Below are 18,051 nucleotides of genomic sequence, written 5' to 3'. Positions count from 1 at the left end.
TAATATGCAACGTACATGAATATTGCATGTATAAAATAGGTTCTTTGAATGCAAAGTCATACAAAAAGGTTAAGATTACATAGGCATAATGACGACTATTAGATTTTAATGGTACGCATAAATCTAATAAAAAACATTGTGCACAAGAAATATAGAGAAGATAACATTTCTTGTATAAGCGCCTATAATCTCAACCTAAAATATTATGATTCTCTATTAATAAATAATTCAATAATATATTTAAGAGATGAAGTATCATATTGATCAGGTAATTGTGCTAAACAACTATATGCAGCATCCGTATGGTATTGTAATTTTTGCTCGGCACCTTCTAAACCTAATAATGAAACATAAGTACTTTTATCATTTTCAATATCACTACCTAATGATTTACCTAACTTTTGTTCATCACCATATACGTCTAACAAATCATCTTTAATTTGGAACATCAATCCAATATGGTCACTATAATCGCTTAAGGCGCGAGCAACTGCTTTATCTGGCTGTGCAATATCTACTGCACCCATTACAGCGAACGAAATAAGTGCTCCTGTTTTAGCACGGTGAATTTGTTCTAATGTTGTGACGTCTATTGTTGTATTTTCACTTTGCATATCTAATGTTTGACCACCTACCATACCGAAATGACCACTTGCAGATGATAAACGTTTGATTAACTTAATTTTAACACTATCAGATAATGATTCGTCGTGAGAAACTACTTCAAATGCTTTAGTCAATAGCGCATCTCCAGCTAAAATTGCTTTCCATTCACCATATACTTTATGATTTGTTAATTTCCCTCTACGGTAATCATCATTATCCATTGCAGGTAAATCATCATGTATTAATGAATATGTATGAATCATTTCAACACCTAGTGCTGGTGCAAGTCCTTTTTTGTAATCATTTGTTAGCATATCTAAAGTTAATAATAGTAAGACAGGTCTTATTCGTTTACCACCGGCAGTTAGAGAATAGGTCATACTCTCTTCTATGTTAGTTTCTAAATTTGATGAAGTTATAGCGCGAGTTATTGCAGCATCGATTTCAGAAATATATTTATTCATCCATTTATTCATTATTTTGTTCCTCGTCTATGCCATCTTCTTCTTTAATTAACTCATTCACTTTATTTTCAGCATTTTTTAATGTTTCTTCACATGATGCCGACAATTTCATTCCACGTTGATATAAATCTAAAGATTCTTCTAAAGAAACATTTTCGTTATCTAACTTTTGAACGATTGATTCAAGTTCTTCCATCATTTCTTCAAAACTTTGCTTTTTATTCGTCATCTTCGCACCTAACTTTCTGTACTTTTGCATCAACAGTACCATCTTTCATCGTTAAAACAATGTTATCATTTTCCGATAAATCTTTAGTACTTGTAATTACCTGTTGTTCTTTATTAACTATAGTATATCCTCTTAACATCGTATTTGTTGGACTTAAAGTATTTAAATTTTCTAATTTATTAGCAAGATTTTGCTGTCTTAAACTAATACTATTTTTTAACACTTTAACGAGCTCTTGTTGTTTCTGTGAAGCAACTTTTTGATATCTTTTAATATCTAATTGGAATTTTTTTAAATTAAATTTACTATCTAGTAATTGTAAACGTTGTTGTGAACGATTAACCAACATTGTAATGGAAGCATTTAGTTGTTTCTCAAGGTCATCTCTTTTTTGAATTTGTTGATCATAAAGTAATGATGGTGTTTTAAATTTGTAGTATGATGCTGTATGCTCTAATTGCTTACGCTGTTGTTGAATATACTGATTAATATTACGTGTTAAAAATAATTTGACCTGTGCAATTTGTTGATACAATTCTTGTTGATCAGGTGTAGCAATTACCGCAGCTTGTGTCGGCGTTGCTGCTCTAACATCTGCAACAAAATCACTCAATGTAAAATCGGTTTCGTGCCCAACGGCTGAAATTACAGGTGTTTCACAATTGAATATTGCTTTAATTACTTCTTCTTCATTAAAGTTCCATAAATCCTCTATGGAGCCACCACCACGTCCAATAATTATAGTATCTACATCTAACGTGTCTGCGTATTGTAATTTCTCTATAATATCTTGTTTAGATTGTTCACCTTGGACTAACGTATTAATTTGTACTTGTTCGACTAGTGGATATCGACTGTTGATAGTTGAATGAATATCTCTTATTGCTGCACCAGTGCCTGCAGTTAAAACAGCTATTTTTTTAGGGAATTTAGGTATCGCCTTTTTATGTTCTTGATTAAAGTAACCGGCTTGAGTTAGTTTTTTCTTAAGTGCTTCCAATTTTTGGTAAAGATTTCCTATACCATCAATTTGCATCTTATTGACATATATTTGATAATTGCCTCTTCTCTCATAAACAGATACTCGTGCTTCAATAAGAACTTCGTCACCTTCTTTAGGTTCGAAATCTAAGTTGTTTGCAGCACCTTTAAACATCATAGCATTAATTACACTGTTTTTATCTTTAACGTTAAAGTACATATGACCGCTTGAATGTTTTTTAAAATTAGACAATTCGCCCTTTATAAGAACAGACTGAAGGTGTGGGTCTTGATCAAATTTATATTTTATATATTTAGTTAATGCAGAAACACTTAAATAATCGGCCATATTTTATCACTCTTTTATTCAATATTGCTTAAAACACCATTAATAAACTTATAATGATCGTCGTCGCTAAATTGTTTTGCAAGTTCAACTGCTTCATTAATTACAACTTTTTGTGGTGTCGAGCTATTTAATAGTTCGAATGTCGCCATTCTTAAAATGATACGATCAGTTTTTAATAATCTATTAATCGTCCATTCTTTTAGATGTGGTTGGATTTTATCATCTAATACTGGTTCATGATCTTTTACACCAGTAACTAACCAATGAATAAATTCAAAGTCTAACGCTTCGTTATCATCTTTAATAAAATTTATTGCTTCTTCAATTGATAATGAATTATCTTTTATTTCAATTTGAAATAGTGTTTGGAAGGCTTGCATTCTTGATTCTTTTCTATTCATGTTATGCTCCTTAAATCAAGTTAATGTCTAAGTTAATACTAAGAAAGAATTCTAGAAAGCATATAGACTGAAGTACAGACTATATCACTTTCTAGCAGACTTATATTTTTAACTGTTAACTATTATTTATTATTGTTCACTTGCTCAGTAGCAATATGTGAAATGTGTATGTTTATTTGTTCTGGCTCAATAGAAGTTAATGATTTTAAGGCGTTATAAACGGATTGTTGAATGTTTTTTGCAGTTTCAGCAATATTCACTCCATTTTCAAAGGCACAATAAATATCGATATAAACGGCATTATTTTCAATTGAAATTCTTAAGCCTTTATTTAACTGTCTTTGAGTAATTGTATCAAAATCAGCGCTTTTCAGCTCTTTAAAGTGACCATGTAATCCATCAATTTGAGAAGTTGCAATGCTCACTGTTCTAGCAATTACTTCTGTTGATATTTCTATTTCACCTAAATTGGTTTGAGCTTGTTCTGAAATTTTAACCATATACAGACCTCCTAGTTAGATTCATCTGTATCCATGATATTATGCTCTTCTAAAAACTTAGTATTAAATTCGCCACTTCTGAATATCTCATTGTTTAATAAGCGAATATGGAAAGGAATTGTTGTATCGATACCTAAGACGACAAATTCTTCTAATGCACGGATAGCACTCATTATCGTTTCTTCTCTAGTAGGTTGATGGACAATGAGTTTCGCTACCATAGAGTCATAATACGGTGGAATTGTATAATTTGTATAACAAGCTGACTCAATACGTACACCAAAACCACCAGGAGTTAAATATTGTGTAATCTTACCAGGTGATGGCATAAAGTTTTTGTATGGATTTTCAGCGTTTATTCTAAACTCCATAGCGTGACCATTAATCGTAACGTCTGCTTGAGTAAATGGAATTGCTTCACCCATTGCTACTTTTAATTGTAACTTAACTAGATCAATACCAGTTACCATTTCGGTTACTGGGTGCTCCACTTGAATACGCGTGTTCATTTCCATAAAGTAGAAATTATTTGAATCTAAGTCAAATATAAACTCTATCGTACCGGCATTCTCATAGTTAACGGCTTTGGCTGCTCTAACGGCTGCGTTACCCATTTCTTCACGTTTTTCATTTGAAAGAATTGGTGAAGGTGCTTCTTCGACTAATTTTTGCATACGACGTTGAATCGTACAGTCTCTTTCACCTAAATGAATAACGTTACCATATTTATCGCCAATGATTTGAATCTCTATATGTCTAAAGTTTTCGATGAATTTTTCTAAATATAATCCACCATTGCCGAAAGCCGTTTCTGCTTCTTGTTGGGTCATTTTATAGCCGTTTTCTAATTCTTTTTCATTACGAGCTACACGAATACCTTTACCGCCACCACCGGCAGTTGCTTTAATAATTACTGGATAGCCGATATCAGAAGCAACTTTTTTAGCATCGTCAATAGACTTAATAAGTCCTTCACTACCAGGTACTACTGGTACATTAGCTTTTTTCATTTCTTCTTTAGCAATATCTTTAATACCCATTTTTTGAATTGATTCATAACTTGGTCCAATAAATTGTAATTGGCAAGCTTCACATAACTCTGCAAAATCTCCGTTTTCAGCTAAAAAACCGTATCCGGGATGTACGCCATCACAACCAGTTGAAGTTGCAATAGAAAGAATGTTTGGTATGTTTAAATATGAATCTTTAGATTGGGTAGGACCAACACAGTATGCTTCGTCAGCAATTTGAGTATGTAATGCATCTTTATCCCCTTCAGAATAAATAGCAACTGTTTGTAATCCCAATTCATGGCATGCGCGGATGATGCGAACAGCAATCTCTCCACGGTTCGCTATTAATATTTTCTTCATTATTTCACCTTAAATAACGGTTGGCCATACTCTACCATTTGACCGTCTTCTACTAATATTTCAACAATTTCCCCGGTAACTTCGGCTTGTATTTCATTAAATAATTTCATAGCTTCTAAGATACATACAGTTGTATCATTTGAAACAGAATCTCCGACTTGTACATAGGCGCTTTCTTCTGGTGATGGTGATTTATAAAAAGTCCCAACCATCGGTGCGTTAATTGTTTTTCCACTTGTCTCCACAGCGCTATTAGCTGTATTGTCGGCATTATTTGAAGCAGCAGGTGCAGTAGCAATTTCTTGTTGAGGAGCTACTTGTTGCATTGGTTGCTGTGATATTTGTGGAGTGATTATTTCAGTATCTTTTTCTTTTTTTAAGTTGACAACATTGCCTTTATCTTCAATGTTAATTTCAGTTAGACTCGATTGATCTAAAATTTCTATTAATTCCTTTATCTCTTTAAAATTCATAAAAATAACTCCTTCAGAATGTTTTCATCTACTTTGTTTATTTTACTCGAGTGAAAATCTCAATTCAAGTATATATAAGTACAGAACAATATTTTAAAGTAATTTTACCACTTTAAAATGAAGCATCTCCGTATTTTTTACAAAATAAAACCTTTCCAACCTTCTAATTTCGATTGGAAAGGTTTTAATATTATTTTAAGTAGTTTTTATCCTCTTGAAATGTAACTACCATCACTTGTGTTAATTACAAGTACGTCCCCTTCATTAACAAATAAAGGCACGTTTAAAGTATAACCAGTTTCAACGGTTGCAGATTTAGTGGCACCTGTTGCTGTATCACCTTTGATACCTGGTTCAGTTTCAGTTACTTGTAACTCAACAGTTTTAGGTAACTCAATACCAATAGTTTCGCCTTCATAACTTTGAATTTGAACTTCCATGTTAGCTTTTAAATATTTTAATTCGTCTGCTAAATAGTCTGCTGCTAATTCAGTTTGTTCGAAAGTTTCATTGTCCATAAATACGTGCATATCACCATCAGCATATAAATATTGCATGCGACGGTTTTCGATCATAGCTTGTTCTACTTTTTCGCCTGCACGGAATGTTTTTTCTTGGATAGCTCCAGTTCTTAAGTTACGTAGCTTTGAACGTACGAACGCAGAACCTTTACCTGGTTTGACGTGTTGGAAATCAATAACTTTCCATATACCGTTATCTACTGATATTGTTAAACCTGTTTTAAAATCATTAACCGAAATCATTCAGTTTCCTCCTCAACTTTACGCTCTTCTATAAAATAATAAGGTCTTTTGTGCATTTAGTAAAGAGTTCACAACCATTTTCTGTTATTAAAATGTCATCTTCGATTCTAACTCCACCTAAACCATCAACATAAATGCCAGGTTCAATTGTAACACAATTATTTTGTTGTAATAAGCTGTCAGATTTTTTAGATAGTGCTGGTCCTTCATGAACATCCAATCCAATACCATGACCTAATGAATGTCCAAAAGCTTCACCGTATCCTTGCTCAGTGATGTAATCTCTAGCAACGGCATCTAACTCTTTGCCGCTTATACCAGCTTTTGCAGCTTCTATACCTTTTTGGTTAGCAGTTAACACGATTTGATAAATTTTTTTCATTTTTTCGTCTGGTTCACCAATAGCAAAAGTACGCGTAATATCTGAAGCATATCCTTTGTAATATGCACCAAAGTCTAGCGTAATTAATTCACCTTGCTCGATGACTTTTTCACTAGCAACACCGTGTGGTAATGCGCCGCGATAACCAGACGCTACGATCGTATCAAATGAAGTGCCTTCTGCACCAAGCTCTAGCATTTTACTTTCTAATTTGGCTTTTAACTGTTGTTCAGTCATACCACTTTTAGCAATAGATAATACATATTCATATGTTTCGTCTACAATTTCGGCTGCTTTTTGAATGATTGCTATCTCATTATCATCTTTAACTTCTCTAATTTTTTCAATAGCACCACTTATGCTTATTAGACTAACGCTCGATTTACTTAATTGTAAATAAGTATCATAGCTTACTAAATTTCCTTCAAAACCAACGTTTTCTAGTCCTAAATATTTAAGTTGTTCTTTGACTTTATCGATTAAACCACCAGTCTGTTCGATGATCTTAAATTCAGTTGCTTGTGATGTTGCCTGTTCAATATATCTAAAGTCAGTAATTAAGTATTGATGGTCTTTGGTAATAACTAAAGCGCCACTTGTACCAGTAAAACCTGATAAATAACGTCTGTTAAAGTCTGATAGTACTACGACACCATCTAAATGTTTTTCTTCAATATATGTATTTAATTGATTTAATCTACTCATCTTGCATCCCCCTATTCGATAAATTTGTACATTTTTTCTTTATACATTAAAATGATAGCATAAATACATACAATAATTATAGTTTTTGAACTAGGAGATAATAATGAAAAAGAAAATCATTTCAATCATAGCGGCTACATCGTTATTAGCAGGTTGTGGCAGTCAAAATTTAGCCCCATTAGAAAAAAAATCAAGTAAATTACATGATGATAATCATAAGTTGAAATCTGAAATTCAGAATTTGAATCAACAAATATCATCTCAAAACGAAAAAATTAGTTCTTTAAAAAAAGATAAAGATAATGTTAAAAAAGCTAAAAGTAATAAAAACAAAGCTTCTTATTTGAAAGCATCTTCAAATTATTATGATGATATTGCTGAAGTGATTAGAAATTATAAAAATATTGAAGATGATGTTACTAAAAATAAAGGCGACAAAAAAGTTCAAAGCAAAATTGAAAATGTTACAAATGATGCAGATAAAGCGTATTCTAATTATTCAACAAACATAGATAAGGGAGAAATGTCTTCATCTGACAAATCTACCGATAAAAGTATTAAAAATTTAGATAAAAAGCTGACAAGTGCATTAGAAACGATTAAAGATGGTTATGCTGCAAAGGATAAGAAAAAGATTCAAAAAGGACAACATGCCCTTTCAAATGTTAATATAAATAGTAATTAGCCTTTGAAGTAATTTGGGAGGAATTAAATGAAACGAGTATTATTTTATATAGTTATTGCGATTGCAGCATTTGGACTATTTATGAATTTGGATGATTTTGTTTTTGATTTTGTGAAAATGCTCGTCAGCTTCGCTATAATCGCTGCAATCATTTATGGTATATATTATTTCTTCTTCTTAACTGAAGATCAAAGAAAATATAAAAAGGCAGTACGTAAAGCTAAAAAGCATCATAGGAAACGTTAAAAACATTATATTTTAAAAGAAAGAACTTTACAGCGATTTTGTAAAGTTCTTTCTTTTATATTGCTATTTGCGGTAATTCCACTCATCAGATTTATATTTTTCAATCAGTTCTTCAACTTCTTTTTGTTGTTCAGACGTTAATGTTAAAGGTTTGAATGCTATGTTTAATCCTTTTTTAAAGCCAGCTTCGAATGCTTCTTCCATTTCTGGAATAGTGATTTGTTTAGTCGCGATATCATTGATTGCTACTGCTTTATCTACAAATGCTTGTTTCATTTTCTCTTTTAATCTGTCATTTTTAAAGATGAACATATCAAATAAATCATTAATATCAACATCTTGCAATAATGAACCATGCTGTAAAATAACGCCTTTTTGTCTGACTTGTGCACTGCCAGCAATTTTGCGCCCTTCAACAACGAGTTCATACCAGCTAGGTGCATCAAAACACACAGCGCTTCTTGGTTGTTTCAATTTTTCACGTTCTGCTTTAGACCGTGGAATTGCAAAATAAGCATCGAAACCTAACTGTTTGAATCCTTCTAAGAGCCCTTCTGAAATTACTCTATATGCTTCTGTAACAGTCGATGGCATCTTAGGATGTGATTCAGGTACTATCACACTATAAGTAAGTTCTTTGTCGTGCAATACTCCTCTACCGCCTGTTTGACGTCGAATTAGGCCATAACCTTTCTCATTAACCTTGTCGACGTCTATTTCTTTTGTTAACCTTTGGAAATAACCTACAGATAATGTGGCTGGATTCCAAGTGTAAAATCTAATAACTGGATCAATTTCGCCCCTTGAAACAAAATTCAACAAAGCTTCGTCCATTGCCATGTTGTAATATGGGTCGTTACTACCAGTATTTATAAAATGCCATGTTTCAGTCACTATAAAAACTCCAATCATATTTAAAAAGTATAGGAACGGTTTAATGATATCGGTTACAAAACTTTAAAATTTTTAAAAAATATCTTTTGATAAATCGTTCTAACAGTCTTATAATATATATTATCGAGAAAATAGGGAGGATGCAAGATGAGTAACTTTTGGTTTATAGCTTTAGCATTAATTATTATTATCATTGCTTATATGTTAATCAACCAATTAATCAATAAAAGAGCAGTTACAGAATTAAATCAAAATGAATTTCATGATGGTTTAAGAAAAGCTCAAGTTATTGATGTAAGGGAAAAAGTTGATTACGAATATGGGCACATTGTTGGAGCTCGCAACATACCTATTACAATGTTTAAACAAAGATTTCAAGGTTTAAGAAAAGACCAACCTATTTACCTTTGTGATGCAAATGGAATAGCAAGTTATCGTGCCGCACGAATCTTGAAAAAGAATGGCTACACTGACATCTATATGTTAAAAGGTGGCTATAAAAAATGGACAGGCAAAATTAAATCAAAAAAATAAACCACTTATATGGTTAATTTAAAAAGATGAGTTACAGTTTGAAGATACTTTATTTGAGATTGGGTTATATCACAATAACTCAGTCTTTTTTTATTTTATCGTTTTTAACTTTATACATGAAGAATGATTACGCTCTGCACGTATAAATACTTCAAATCATAGTAAATGACGGCTTCTATTGTAAATTAATAGAAGCCGTCATTATTAGTTGTCATTATTTTTCTTCTTTTAGACGGTCGAATTTAAGTACTGGTTGCCGTGCAGCTTTAGTTTCATCAAGACGATCTATAATTGTAGTATGTGGTGCTTCCAACACAATATCGGGATTATTTTCAACTTCTTCTGCAATTTGTATCATTGTGTCACAAAAATAATCTAATGTTTCTTTAGATTCTGTTTCTGTTGGTTCAATCATCATGCCTTCATCGACATTCAAAGGGAAGTAAATTGTTGGTGGGTGCACACCAAAGTCTAGTAATCTTTTAGCCATATCTAACGTACGTACGCCATGTTCTTTTTGTTTAGAACCACTTAATACAAATTCATGTTTACAATATTGTTCATAAGGAATTGCAAAGTGTTTACTAAGTCGTGCTTTAATATAGTTAGCATTGAGTACGGCTGCTTCTGAAACTTCTTTTAAACCAATATTACCCATTGTTCTAATATAAGTATAAGCTCTTAAATAAATTCCAAAGTTACCATAGAATGGTTTAACTCTTCCGATAGAGTCTTTAATATCATTATCATATTTAAACGTATTATTTTCTTTTACGACCATTGGCTTAGGTAAAAAGCTAGCTAATTCTTTTTTAACCCCTATAGGTCCTGAACCTGGGCCTCCACCACCATGTGGTCCTGTAAATGTTTTGTGTAAGTTTAAATGTACAGCGTCAAAGCCCATATCGCCAGGTCTCACTTTGTCCATAATAGCATTTAAATTGGCACCATCATAATACAATAAGCCACCTGCTTCATGTACAATATTTCTAATTTCTATTATGTTTTGTTCAAAAATACCTAACGTATTTGGATTGGTTAACATGATTGCAGCAGTATTTTCATTTACAACACGTTTTAAGTCTTCTACATCGACTTCTCCACGTTCATTAGATTTAACTGTTACAGCTTTGAAACCAGCAAATGCTGCAGATGCAGGGTTCGTACCATGTGCTGAATCAGGAACAATAACTTCGTCTCTATGACCTTCATTATTTTTTAAGTGATATGCTTTGAAAATCATTAACGCAGTCCATTCACCATGCGCCCCAGCAGCTGGTTGCAACGTTACTTCATCCATACCAGTAATTTCTTTTAATTCTTCTTGTAAGTTATAGATTATTTCTAATGAACCTTGCACTTGTGATTCCTCTTGTAATGGATGTGCTTCGGCAATTCCAGAAATACGTGCAACTTTTTCATTGATTTTTGGGTTGTATTTCATCGTACAAGAACCAAGTGGATAAAAACCAGAATCTACACCGAAATTTTTATTGGATAATTCAGTATAATGACGAACTAAATCCAACTCAGATACTTCAGGAAATTCAGCTTTATTTTTACGAATAAATTTGTCATCAAGTAATTGTTCGACAGCGTTACTTTCTATTTCTCTTTTAGGTAATGTATATGCATAGCGATCTTTTTTAGAACGTTCAAAAATTAATGGAGTGGATTTACTTACTACCATTGATTTCACCTGCTTTCTCAACAAATGTATCTATTTCGGCTTTAGTTCTTAATTCAGTTACTGCTACCAACATATGTTGGGCAAATTTTGCATCAACTTCTTTTAAATCAAAGCCACCAATAAAACCTTCATCAACTAATTTGGCATTAATTTCAGCAATAGGTTGATCAAATTTAACGACAAATTCATTAAATGAAGTTCCGTCTAACACTTCAAAGCCTTTTTTCTTAAATTGATCTTTGGCATAATTAGCATTTTCAAAGTTACTAACTGCAATATCTTGTAAACCTTGTTTTCCTAAAGCTGACATACAGATGGAAGATGCCAATGCATTGAGTGCTTGGTTTGAACAGATGTTTGAAGTCGCTTTATCACGTCTAATATGTTGTTCACGCGCTTGTAACGTTAATACAAATCCGCGATTACCTTCTTCATCTTCAGTTTGACCTACTAAACGACCAGGAGTTTTACGCATTAATTTCTTAGTAGTTGCAAAAAAGCCACAATGTGGACCGCCAAATTGAGCTGGTATACCAAATGGTTGAGTGTCGCCAACTACAATGTCAGCGTTAAAATCACCAGGTGGCGTTAATAAACCGAGAGAAATTGGATTTGTGTATACGATGAATAGTGCTTTTTTATCATTAATAAAGGATTGTATCTTTTCTAAATCTTCGATAGAGCCGTAAAAGTTCGGATACTGAACTGCAACTGCAGCAGTATTATCATCTATTGCTTCTTCTAATTTAGCTAAATCAGTTATTGTGCCATCTAAATCAACTTCCACTAACTCAAATTCGGCACGTGTTTGGATATATGTTTTTAATACTTGAAGTGCTTGATAATGTAACCCTTTAGAAACTACGATTTTATTCTTTTTGGTTTGACTAAATGCTAATATACAAGCTTCTGCAAAACTCGTCATACCATCATACATAGAAGAGTTAGCAATATCCATACCAGTTAATTCACAAATTAAAGTTTGGAATTCGAAAATTGCTTGTAATTCCCCTTGCGATATCTCTGGTTGATACGGTGTATACGCTGTGTAAAATTCTGATCTAGAAATCATTGCATCCACTACTGCAGGTGCGTAATGATCATAGACACCGGCACCTAAAAAAGAAGTATGTGTTTCTTTAGTAACATTCTTTTTAGCAATAGCATTTAGCTTTTTAAATAAAGAAGTTTCTGACTCCCCATCATCAATTTTCAATTCTCTATTTAATAATATGTCTTTAGGTACATCTCCAAAAAGTTCATCTATAGACTTTGCACCTATGACATCTAACATTTCTTGTTTATCTTGTTCAGTTAATGGAATATAACGATGACTCACTGCGGACACCCCTTTTTAGTTATTTAGAAATTTGATTTTTTTTGACAATTTTAGCTTTAACTTGACGTTTACGAACTTGCACTAATATTTCTCTGTCTAATTCAAATTCATCTCTGTTAATTATTGCCATCCCAATAGATTTACCACTCTGTGGTGATTGTGTTCCAGAAGTAACTTCTCCAATTTGATTACCATCAATATCTAAAACTTCATATCCAGTTCGAGGAATACCTTTATCTATCATTTCGATACCAATAGTTCTTCGTTTAGAGCCATTTTCTTTTTGCTCTTTTAGAACAGATTTTCCAATAAAATCAGCTTCAATCAGCGGTTTTGCTGCAAATGCTATGCCACCTTCATACGGTGTGATTGTTTCGTTCAAATCTTGTCCATATAAAGGTAAACCTGCTTCTAATCGCAATGTATCTCTTGCGCCTAAGCCACATGGTGTAACATCATGTGCGATAAAGTGATTCCACAAATCAACACAATCACCAGCTTCACAATAAAGTTCAAAGCCATCTTCGCCAGTGTATCCTGATTGAGAAAGCATAATAGTTTTACCTAAATAAGAAACGTTATGAGCAACATCAAATGGTTGCATTGATGAAATATCAAAATCTACATCTTGTTGTATTAGTTTTCTAGCTTCAGGACCTTGTACAGCTAGTTGTCCATATTGATTTGATACATTCTCTACTTCAACATCAAAGTCATTAGCATGAGATTTAATCCACTCAAAATCTTTATCAGTATTAGCAGCATTAACCACTAATAAATATGTATCTTGAGCAAGTTTATAAGTGATTAAATCATCAATAATACCACCATTTTCATTACATAAAGCAGTGTATTGTGCTTTATCAGTAGTTATTTGGTCAGTATCATTAGAAAGAATATATTGTATAAATTGAGCACTTTCTGCACCTTTGATTAGTATTTCTCCCATGTGACTGACATCAAAGATACCCACAGAAGTTCTTACTGCAATGTGCTCGTCTTTAATACTTGAAAATTGCACGGGCATAGCCCATCCACCAAACTCTACAATTTTCGCATCACTATCAACAAAAGTTTGATATAGCGGGGTTTTTTTTAGGTCATTTGTCATTATGCTACCTCCTAATTAATATTAAAAAAACAGGATAGCTAATTAAAGCTACCCTGTTTCTACATCCAGGAATGCGTCACAGTGTTATCCTTTTGCCTGAGAGTTTCGTTGAACTTGCACCTTCGGCGATGACATCAAATTTTGTCATTCTCTCCAACACTGATCAATCGCATGTTAAACGTTCTATAATAATTGTTTGTAATTCATTTAAAGCCATATCACTGATGACTTTGGTGAATGCGATTTCATTATATCTTGAAACTCTAGTTAAATACAAGTCTTTTAGTGAGGAAAGTGTTTTATTATTCGCATTGGGACGATTTTGATCATTTTTAATTCGTTCGTATAAAATATTAATATCACAATCTAACCAAATCACGTTACTAACATTTTTTAATAATTGATGAGATTCGTCTCCTTCGATAATGCCTCCACCAGTAGAAATGATATCGTATTGAACTAAACAATCTTTCAAATATTTAGCTTCTAATTGGCGAAAACCTTGTTCACCTATCGAATCAAATATTTCGGGTATCGTCTGCTGTTCTTGTTGAACGATATAATGATCTAAATCTACAAAAGATAGACAGTTAGATTTAGCCATGTATTTACCCAGCGTTGTTTTACCTGTACCCATAAAGCCTATTAAAACAATTGGTGTTATGTTGCTATCCATGAAATTACTCTTCCTCTACTAGTTGTTTTTGTATTTGATTATCGTAATAATCGTTTATATTCGATAGTGTCCTCAATTTTAGACTATAATTAATTATATAAAATGATATTAAAAATAAATATAGCATAAAAAAGCTCATCACAAAAGGATAGAAATAGCCATTACTTTTAAAGATATAATGTTTTCTCAATTGTTTCACCTTTGTCTTGAAGTTTAATATCTATTAAGAAATTATTGTTGTTTAATTCGGTCACGTTAAAAGTCAACACATTATAAAGCATAGTGATGTTACCACTATTATTAACTTCTTTAATAACCTTATTATTCTTGAATTTGTAAAAGTAAGTCGTATCATCTTTCTGAAATTTGATATTGTTAGTGTTTACTATTGTGACCTTTTTTGTTTCTTTATAATCTTTAATCATGTCTCTCATGAAAAATTCTAATTCAATATCGGCAATGCTTGTTATAGTAGTATTGAAAATGAGTATTGTCTTTAATAATAATGGTATTAATTGAACGAGTGTTAACATAATTAACATGGCTAAAATCATTTCAATCATTGTAAATGCTTTAACTTTTTTGTTGATAACATACTTTTTTATTAGTCGCCTCCTTTTGAATGCAAATTTTTTTATCTCGTTTTGTTATTACATATTGATTAAAGCTAGTATACTCAGGTAATTTTGTCGTCTTAATAAGTTGATTATATAAAACTCTCTTTAATTCTAAATCACTATGTTGATCATGCAATTTATTATTAGAAATATTCAAAAATGGTAGTAATGTAATACATAAGGTACTAAGCATTAAAAACGAAAACAAAGCATCTAATAGAACTGAAGCATTATAATTTTTCATATCGTATTCTTCCCTTTTCAATATGAAATATAATTTTATATATTACATTATTTAATTTAATGTAAAGCGAGCCAAATTGATGATTATGACCATCTTTATCAAAGGTAATATATTTAAGATTGGTATAGGGGTGAATATTGCCATTTCTTATTAATAATGGCTGATATCGGTTTTGCTGTGCATCGATAATTTTTATTGAATTACTGTGGGGTCTAAATATTAAAACAATTGATTGCTCCTCCTTAATTGCTTTAGATTTTAAATACTGTATTTCTGTAATTAACTGTTTAATTTGATTATCCGTCGAATAAAAAGATGAAGAATGGATATTGTTATTAAATTGTAAATAGAGCATCGTAGACAAAATAAGCATAACAATAATTAATTCTAAATAAGAAAATGCTGGTTTAGCTTGCAACAGCCTCACCATTGTTTATTGTTATTGTTTGACCATTTTTACATGATTTTTGTTCATCCTTTATAAAACCCTCGCTCACTAAATTTTCTATAGTGTTTGGAGGTTGTCCAAATTTCAATGTATAAGCTTGTATTTGACTATCTATAAGTTTTAACTGTGCTTTACATCCTGTAGATTGAATATGTTTAGATTGTTTTGAAATATTTGGAATTATTAATACTAAAAGTAGACTAATTATAAGTAATACTAAAAGCATTTCTATTAAAGTAAATGCTTTAAATTTTTTTATTTTGTTCATTTCTATCCTCCTGTTATTTAATAGTTTGGATTAATTCGAACATTGGTAGCATGATTACTAAATAAAGCGCAATGATTAATAAAGCTAATACAACGAAAGTTACGGGTTGTATGATTTTGATTTGTCGTTTCATTCTTTGTTCGATTTTAGTTCTGATGATCGTACTGTAAAATTGTAGTTCTAACCCTAATTTTCCGCTTTGTTCACCCTGTGCAATAAAAGAGATTAAATCTGTTTGATAACAGGAAATATTTGATAAAATTGCCCCTAACGTATCGCCTTGTTGAGTGCCCTGAGCAATTTGTTCGGCTAGATATTTTAAATAAAGGTCATCTTCTTGCCTGTTATATAACTTAACAATATTTTGTAGGCTAACACCATGCCGATAAAATAATGATAATTCCGAAGCCAATCTGTATGTCTTGAATAGACTAAAATAGTGTTTAATAATTGGCATAAATTGCATAAACTTAATTTGTTGAGGTATTGTTAGTCGGTGATATATTATCCAACAAATAGCAGTTAAAATAATAAGTAATAAAATTATATAGATAAATATAACAGGTAAAATTGTAATGAAGAGGCTCATAAATTGTTGTAGCGGAGAAAGTTTGACCTCCATCGTTTTGAACAGGTCATTAAATTGAGGGATAATCGTATAGTTTATTGAAATGAGCATAATAATAAAAATTGTAATTAATACGATAGGGTATTGAATTGTTTTAAGGAGCATTTTTTTCGCTTGATAATTGCGTTCTAAATAAGTCTGCACATGAATTAAACAACTAGATAAGTCTCCAAAAAGTTCTGCAAAGTAAATAAACATAACAACTGATTGAGGAAAGTTTAACGCTTTTAATATTTGATGACAGCTTGCGCCTGTATTTATAGTTATTAAAATCTTCTCCTTTATAATATCTTTGCGAAAAGTAGTCTGTTTGACTAAAAATCTAAACGCTTCGGAAATAGTAAAGCCATGATTTATTAAATCATTTAATCTACTTATAAATTCTATTTGTTCTTGAGCTGATATAATTTTTTTGTGGTATGGTTTAAATATACTTTTGGTAAGTATCTTCACAAATTACCCCCTCTTCTGACAAAGATTTTAATTCCTTTGGCAAGCTTTGAAAATTTGCGGGTAACTTATAGTTATGCTCAAAGAAATAGTTAATATCATTATTATTCATATGTTCAGCTATTAAGAATCTCTGTTTATCATTAGCAGTAATAAGTCTTTGATTTGTAATACAGAGTACTGATTGTGCTAACTCTTGTTTCGTGACACCCATTTCTAGCAATCTTAATAACGCACCTTTGCAATTATTCGCATGCATAGTCGTTAAAACTAAATGCCCACTTAAACTTGCATGTAAGACTTCTTTTGCGATTAAATGGTTTCTAATTTCTCCTATTAGTATCACATCAGGATCGCATCGTAATATAGCTTTAAACGAATTTTGATAATTAATACCAGCTTTCTCATTTACTGAAACTTGAGTTATGCCATTAATAATACGTTCAACAGGGTCCTCTATTGTAATAACATTTAAATTAAGTTGCTCTTTGGCATACATCGACATATTATACATACTTGTGCTTTTGCCAGAACCTGTTGGTCCAGTAAATAACAATAACCCTTGCTTTTTATTCATAAAATCATATAAATACGGTAAATTTAACGGTCGCTGCTGTGCATTAAAGTAGTGTGGCACTAGCCGAATAACACAACTTTCTAAACCAAGAGATAGAGGTAAAGTAGAAATTCGTAGATAATATAGCTCTTTATGTTTGTATATATATCTACCACTTTGCGCTTTATGACTTGTCGATACATCTAAATTTGCTTGATATTTCATAAAAGTTAAAAGTTTTAAATATAAGTTTTTAGTTATAGCTTGATATTGAATTAAATCATCTTGCACTCGTAATTTAATTAAAACTTTACTATCAGTAGGAATAAAATGAATGTCAGAACTATTTTGGCTAATAGCTTTATTAAGTATTTCATTGAACAATAGTTTCAAAAAAAGTCACCTCCTACTTTAATAAACGTAAGAGGTGACTAAATT

Annotated in this window: 22 protein-coding genes and 1 riboswitch; of the genes, 3 read left to right on the top strand and 19 right to left on the bottom strand. The window is 31.7% G+C overall.

Going from position 1 to position 18,051, the window contains the following annotated elements; translation table 11 throughout:
* Positions 1-203: 203 nt before the first annotated feature.
* From RPL90_RS06195 to RPL90_RS06155, 9 genes are all read right to left on the bottom strand, one after another.
* Positions 204-1,082 (bottom strand): polyprenyl synthetase family protein, encoded by an 879-nt coding sequence (locus RPL90_RS06195; protein WP_313546855.1) that lies wholly within the window; start codon positions 1,080-1,082, stop codon positions 204-206.
* Positions 1,075-1,299: an exodeoxyribonuclease VII small subunit gene (locus tag RPL90_RS06190; protein ID WP_313546907.1), complete on the bottom strand. Its 225-nt coding sequence runs from the start codon at positions 1,297-1,299 to the stop codon at positions 1,075-1,077. Before RPL90_RS06190 ends, RPL90_RS06195 begins: the two co-directional genes overlap by 8 nt.
* Complete coding sequence (gene xseA, locus RPL90_RS06185; protein WP_313546852.1) at positions 1,289-2,629, bottom strand: exodeoxyribonuclease VII large subunit; 1,341 nt, start codon at positions 2,627-2,629, stop codon at positions 1,289-1,291. The genes RPL90_RS06190 and xseA overlap by 11 nt, the downstream gene beginning before the upstream one ends.
* Positions 2,630-2,643: 14 nt before the next feature.
* On the bottom strand, positions 2,644-3,030 hold the full coding sequence (gene nusB, locus RPL90_RS06180; protein WP_313546850.1) for a transcription antitermination factor NusB: 387 nt from the start codon (positions 3,028-3,030) through the stop codon (positions 2,644-2,646).
* A 122-nt stretch (positions 3,031-3,152) separates the two neighbouring features.
* Positions 3,153-3,530, bottom strand: a complete 378-nt coding sequence (locus RPL90_RS06175) for an Asp23/Gls24 family envelope stress response protein (protein ID WP_313546847.1) — start codon at positions 3,528-3,530, stop codon at positions 3,153-3,155.
* Positions 3,531-3,541: 11 nt separating this feature from the next.
* Entirely contained in the window at positions 3,542-4,903 is a 1,362-nt protein-coding gene (gene accC, locus RPL90_RS06170; protein ID WP_313546845.1) for an acetyl-CoA carboxylase biotin carboxylase subunit, read from the bottom strand.
* A complete protein-coding gene (gene accB / locus RPL90_RS06165) occupies positions 4,903-5,376 on the bottom strand; it encodes an acetyl-CoA carboxylase biotin carboxyl carrier protein (RefSeq protein WP_313546842.1) in 474 nt (157 codons plus the stop codon). Before accB ends, accC begins: the two co-directional genes overlap by 1 nt.
* Before the next feature lie 206 nt (positions 5,377-5,582).
* Positions 5,583-6,140, bottom strand: a complete 558-nt coding sequence (efp, locus tag RPL90_RS06160) for an elongation factor P (protein WP_061854601.1) — start codon at positions 6,138-6,140, stop codon at positions 5,583-5,585.
* Positions 6,141-6,168: 28 nt separating this feature from the next.
* The gene (locus tag RPL90_RS06155) at positions 6,169-7,227 is read right to left on the bottom strand and encodes a M24 family metallopeptidase (protein WP_313546836.1); all 1,059 of its coding nucleotides are present in this window, start codon (positions 7,225-7,227) and stop codon (positions 6,169-6,171) included.
* Positions 7,228-7,330: 103 nt separating this feature from the next.
* On the opposite strand from RPL90_RS06155, the gene RPL90_RS06150 reads away from it, so the two are divergent.
* A complete protein-coding gene (locus RPL90_RS06150; RefSeq protein ID WP_313546833.1) occupies positions 7,331-7,912 on the top strand; it encodes a hypothetical protein in 582 nt (193 codons plus the stop codon).
* A gap of 27 nt (positions 7,913-7,939) precedes the next feature.
* On the top strand, positions 7,940-8,158 hold the full coding sequence (locus RPL90_RS06145; RefSeq protein WP_313546830.1) for an SA1362 family protein: 219 nt from the start codon (positions 7,940-7,942) through the stop codon (positions 8,156-8,158).
* Positions 8,159-8,221: 63 nt separating this feature from the next.
* On the opposite strand, the gene RPL90_RS06140 is transcribed toward RPL90_RS06145, so the two are convergent.
* Positions 8,222-9,052, bottom strand: a complete 831-nt coding sequence (locus RPL90_RS06140; protein ID WP_313546828.1) for a lipoate--protein ligase family protein — start codon at positions 9,050-9,052, stop codon at positions 8,222-8,224.
* Between the two features lie 147 nt (positions 9,053-9,199).
* Here RPL90_RS06140 and RPL90_RS06135 point away from each other — a divergent pair, with 147 nt between their 5' ends.
* Positions 9,200-9,586, top strand: a complete 387-nt coding sequence (locus RPL90_RS06135; protein ID WP_313546825.1) for a rhodanese-like domain-containing protein — start codon at positions 9,200-9,202, stop codon at positions 9,584-9,586.
* 214 nt (positions 9,587-9,800) lie between these two features.
* Here the strand turns inward: RPL90_RS06135 and gcvPB are convergent, their stop codons facing one another.
* The 9 genes from gcvPB to comGA all read right to left on the bottom strand — a co-directional run bounded on the left by gcvPB (position 9,801) and on the right by comGA (position 18,006).
* Positions 9,801-11,276 (bottom strand): aminomethyl-transferring glycine dehydrogenase subunit GcvPB, encoded by a 1,476-nt coding sequence (gene gcvPB, locus RPL90_RS06130; protein WP_313546822.1) that lies wholly within the window; start codon positions 11,274-11,276, stop codon positions 9,801-9,803.
* Entirely contained in the window at positions 11,263-12,615 is a 1,353-nt protein-coding gene (gene gcvPA / locus RPL90_RS06125) for an aminomethyl-transferring glycine dehydrogenase subunit GcvPA (RefSeq protein WP_313546820.1), read from the bottom strand. Before gcvPA ends, gcvPB begins: the two co-directional genes overlap by 14 nt.
* A gap of 19 nt (positions 12,616-12,634) precedes the next feature.
* Positions 12,635-13,726, bottom strand: a complete 1,092-nt coding sequence (gene gcvT / locus RPL90_RS06120) for a glycine cleavage system aminomethyltransferase GcvT (RefSeq protein WP_313546817.1) — start codon at positions 13,724-13,726, stop codon at positions 12,635-12,637.
* A gap of 74 nt (positions 13,727-13,800) precedes the next feature.
* Positions 13,801-13,893, bottom strand: a riboswitch (glycine riboswitch).
* The gene (locus RPL90_RS06115; RefSeq protein ID WP_313546814.1) at positions 13,890-14,402 is read right to left on the bottom strand and encodes a shikimate kinase; all 513 of its coding nucleotides are present in this window, start codon (positions 14,400-14,402) and stop codon (positions 13,890-13,892) included. (Overlaps the previous riboswitch by 4 nt.)
* Before the next feature lie 167 nt (positions 14,403-14,569).
* Positions 14,570-14,965, bottom strand: a complete 396-nt coding sequence (locus tag RPL90_RS06110) for a competence type IV pilus minor pilin ComGF (RefSeq protein WP_313546812.1) — start codon at positions 14,963-14,965, stop codon at positions 14,570-14,572.
* 284 nt (positions 14,966-15,249) lie between these two features.
* Positions 15,250-15,690, bottom strand: coding sequence for a competence type IV pilus minor pilin ComGD (comGD, locus tag RPL90_RS06105; protein WP_313546905.1), 441 nt, complete (start codon positions 15,688-15,690; stop codon positions 15,250-15,252).
* Positions 15,671-15,979 carry a competence type IV pilus major pilin ComGC gene (gene comGC, locus RPL90_RS06100; RefSeq protein WP_313546810.1) on the bottom strand — a complete coding sequence of 103 codons (309 nt, stop codon included), beginning with the start codon at positions 15,977-15,979 and terminating at the stop codon, positions 15,671-15,673. The genes comGD and comGC overlap by 20 nt, the downstream gene beginning before the upstream one ends.
* 13 nt (positions 15,980-15,992) lie before the next feature.
* Positions 15,993-17,060 carry a competence type IV pilus assembly protein ComGB gene (gene comGB, locus RPL90_RS06095; protein WP_313546808.1) on the bottom strand — a complete coding sequence of 356 codons (1,068 nt, stop codon included), beginning with the start codon at positions 17,058-17,060 and terminating at the stop codon, positions 15,993-15,995.
* Entirely contained in the window at positions 17,032-18,006 is a 975-nt protein-coding gene (comGA, locus tag RPL90_RS06090) for a competence type IV pilus ATPase ComGA (RefSeq protein ID WP_313546805.1), read from the bottom strand. Before comGA ends, comGB begins: the two co-directional genes overlap by 29 nt.
* Positions 18,007-18,051 lie beyond the last annotated feature (45 nt).

This window comes from Staphylococcus kloosii (genome assembly GCF_032139365.1).
Classification (GTDB): Bacteria; Bacillota; Bacilli; order Staphylococcales; family Staphylococcaceae; genus Staphylococcus; species Staphylococcus kloosii_A.
This window is presented reverse-complemented; position numbering and strand designations above follow the sequence as displayed.

Excerpts from the sequence above, each read along its gene's own strand:
- RPL90_RS06195 (WP_313546855.1), bottom strand. The coding sequence starts at position 1,082 with ATGAATAAATGGATGAATAAATATATTTCTGAAATCGATGCTGCAATA.
- RPL90_RS06190 (WP_313546907.1), bottom strand. The coding sequence starts at position 1,299 with ATGACGAATAAAAAGCAAAGTTTTGAAGAAATGATGGAAGAACTTGAA.
- xseA (WP_313546852.1), bottom strand. The coding sequence starts at position 2,629 with ATGGCCGATTATTTAAGTGTTTCTGCATTAACTAAATATATAAAATAT.
- nusB (WP_313546850.1), bottom strand. The coding sequence starts at position 3,030 with ATGAATAGAAAAGAATCAAGAATGCAAGCCTTCCAAACACTATTTCAA.
- RPL90_RS06175 (WP_313546847.1), bottom strand. The coding sequence starts at position 3,530 with ATGGTTAAAATTTCAGAACAAGCTCAAACCAATTTAGGTGAAATAGAA.
- accC (WP_313546845.1), bottom strand. The coding sequence starts at position 4,903 with ATGAAGAAAATATTAATAGCGAACCGTGGAGAGATTGCTGTTCGCATC.
- accB (WP_313546842.1), bottom strand. The coding sequence starts at position 5,376 with ATGAATTTTAAAGAGATAAAGGAATTAATAGAAATTTTAGATCAATCG.
- efp (WP_061854601.1), bottom strand. The coding sequence starts at position 6,140 with ATGATTTCGGTTAATGATTTTAAAACAGGTTTAACAATATCAGTAGAT.
- RPL90_RS06155 (WP_313546836.1), bottom strand. The coding sequence starts at position 7,227 with ATGAGTAGATTAAATCAATTAAATACATATATTGAAGAAAAACATTTA.
- RPL90_RS06150 (WP_313546833.1), top strand. The coding sequence starts at position 7,331 with ATGAAAAAGAAAATCATTTCAATCATAGCGGCTACATCGTTATTAGCA.
- RPL90_RS06145 (WP_313546830.1), top strand. The coding sequence starts at position 7,940 with ATGAAACGAGTATTATTTTATATAGTTATTGCGATTGCAGCATTTGGA.
- RPL90_RS06135 (WP_313546825.1), top strand. The coding sequence starts at position 9,200 with ATGAGTAACTTTTGGTTTATAGCTTTAGCATTAATTATTATTATCATT.
- gcvPB (WP_313546822.1), bottom strand. The coding sequence starts at position 11,276 with ATGGTAGTAAGTAAATCCACTCCATTAATTTTTGAACGTTCTAAAAAA.
- gcvT (WP_313546817.1), bottom strand. The coding sequence starts at position 13,726 with ATGACAAATGACCTAAAAAAAACCCCGCTATATCAAACTTTTGTTGAT.
- RPL90_RS06115 (WP_313546814.1), bottom strand. The coding sequence starts at position 14,402 with ATGGATAGCAACATAACACCAATTGTTTTAATAGGCTTTATGGGTACA.
- RPL90_RS06110 (WP_313546812.1), bottom strand. The coding sequence starts at position 14,965 with ATGATTGAAATGATTTTAGCCATGTTAATTATGTTAACACTCGTTCAA.
- comGC (WP_313546810.1), bottom strand. The coding sequence starts at position 15,979 with ATGAACAAAATAAAAAAATTTAAAGCATTTACTTTAATAGAAATGCTT.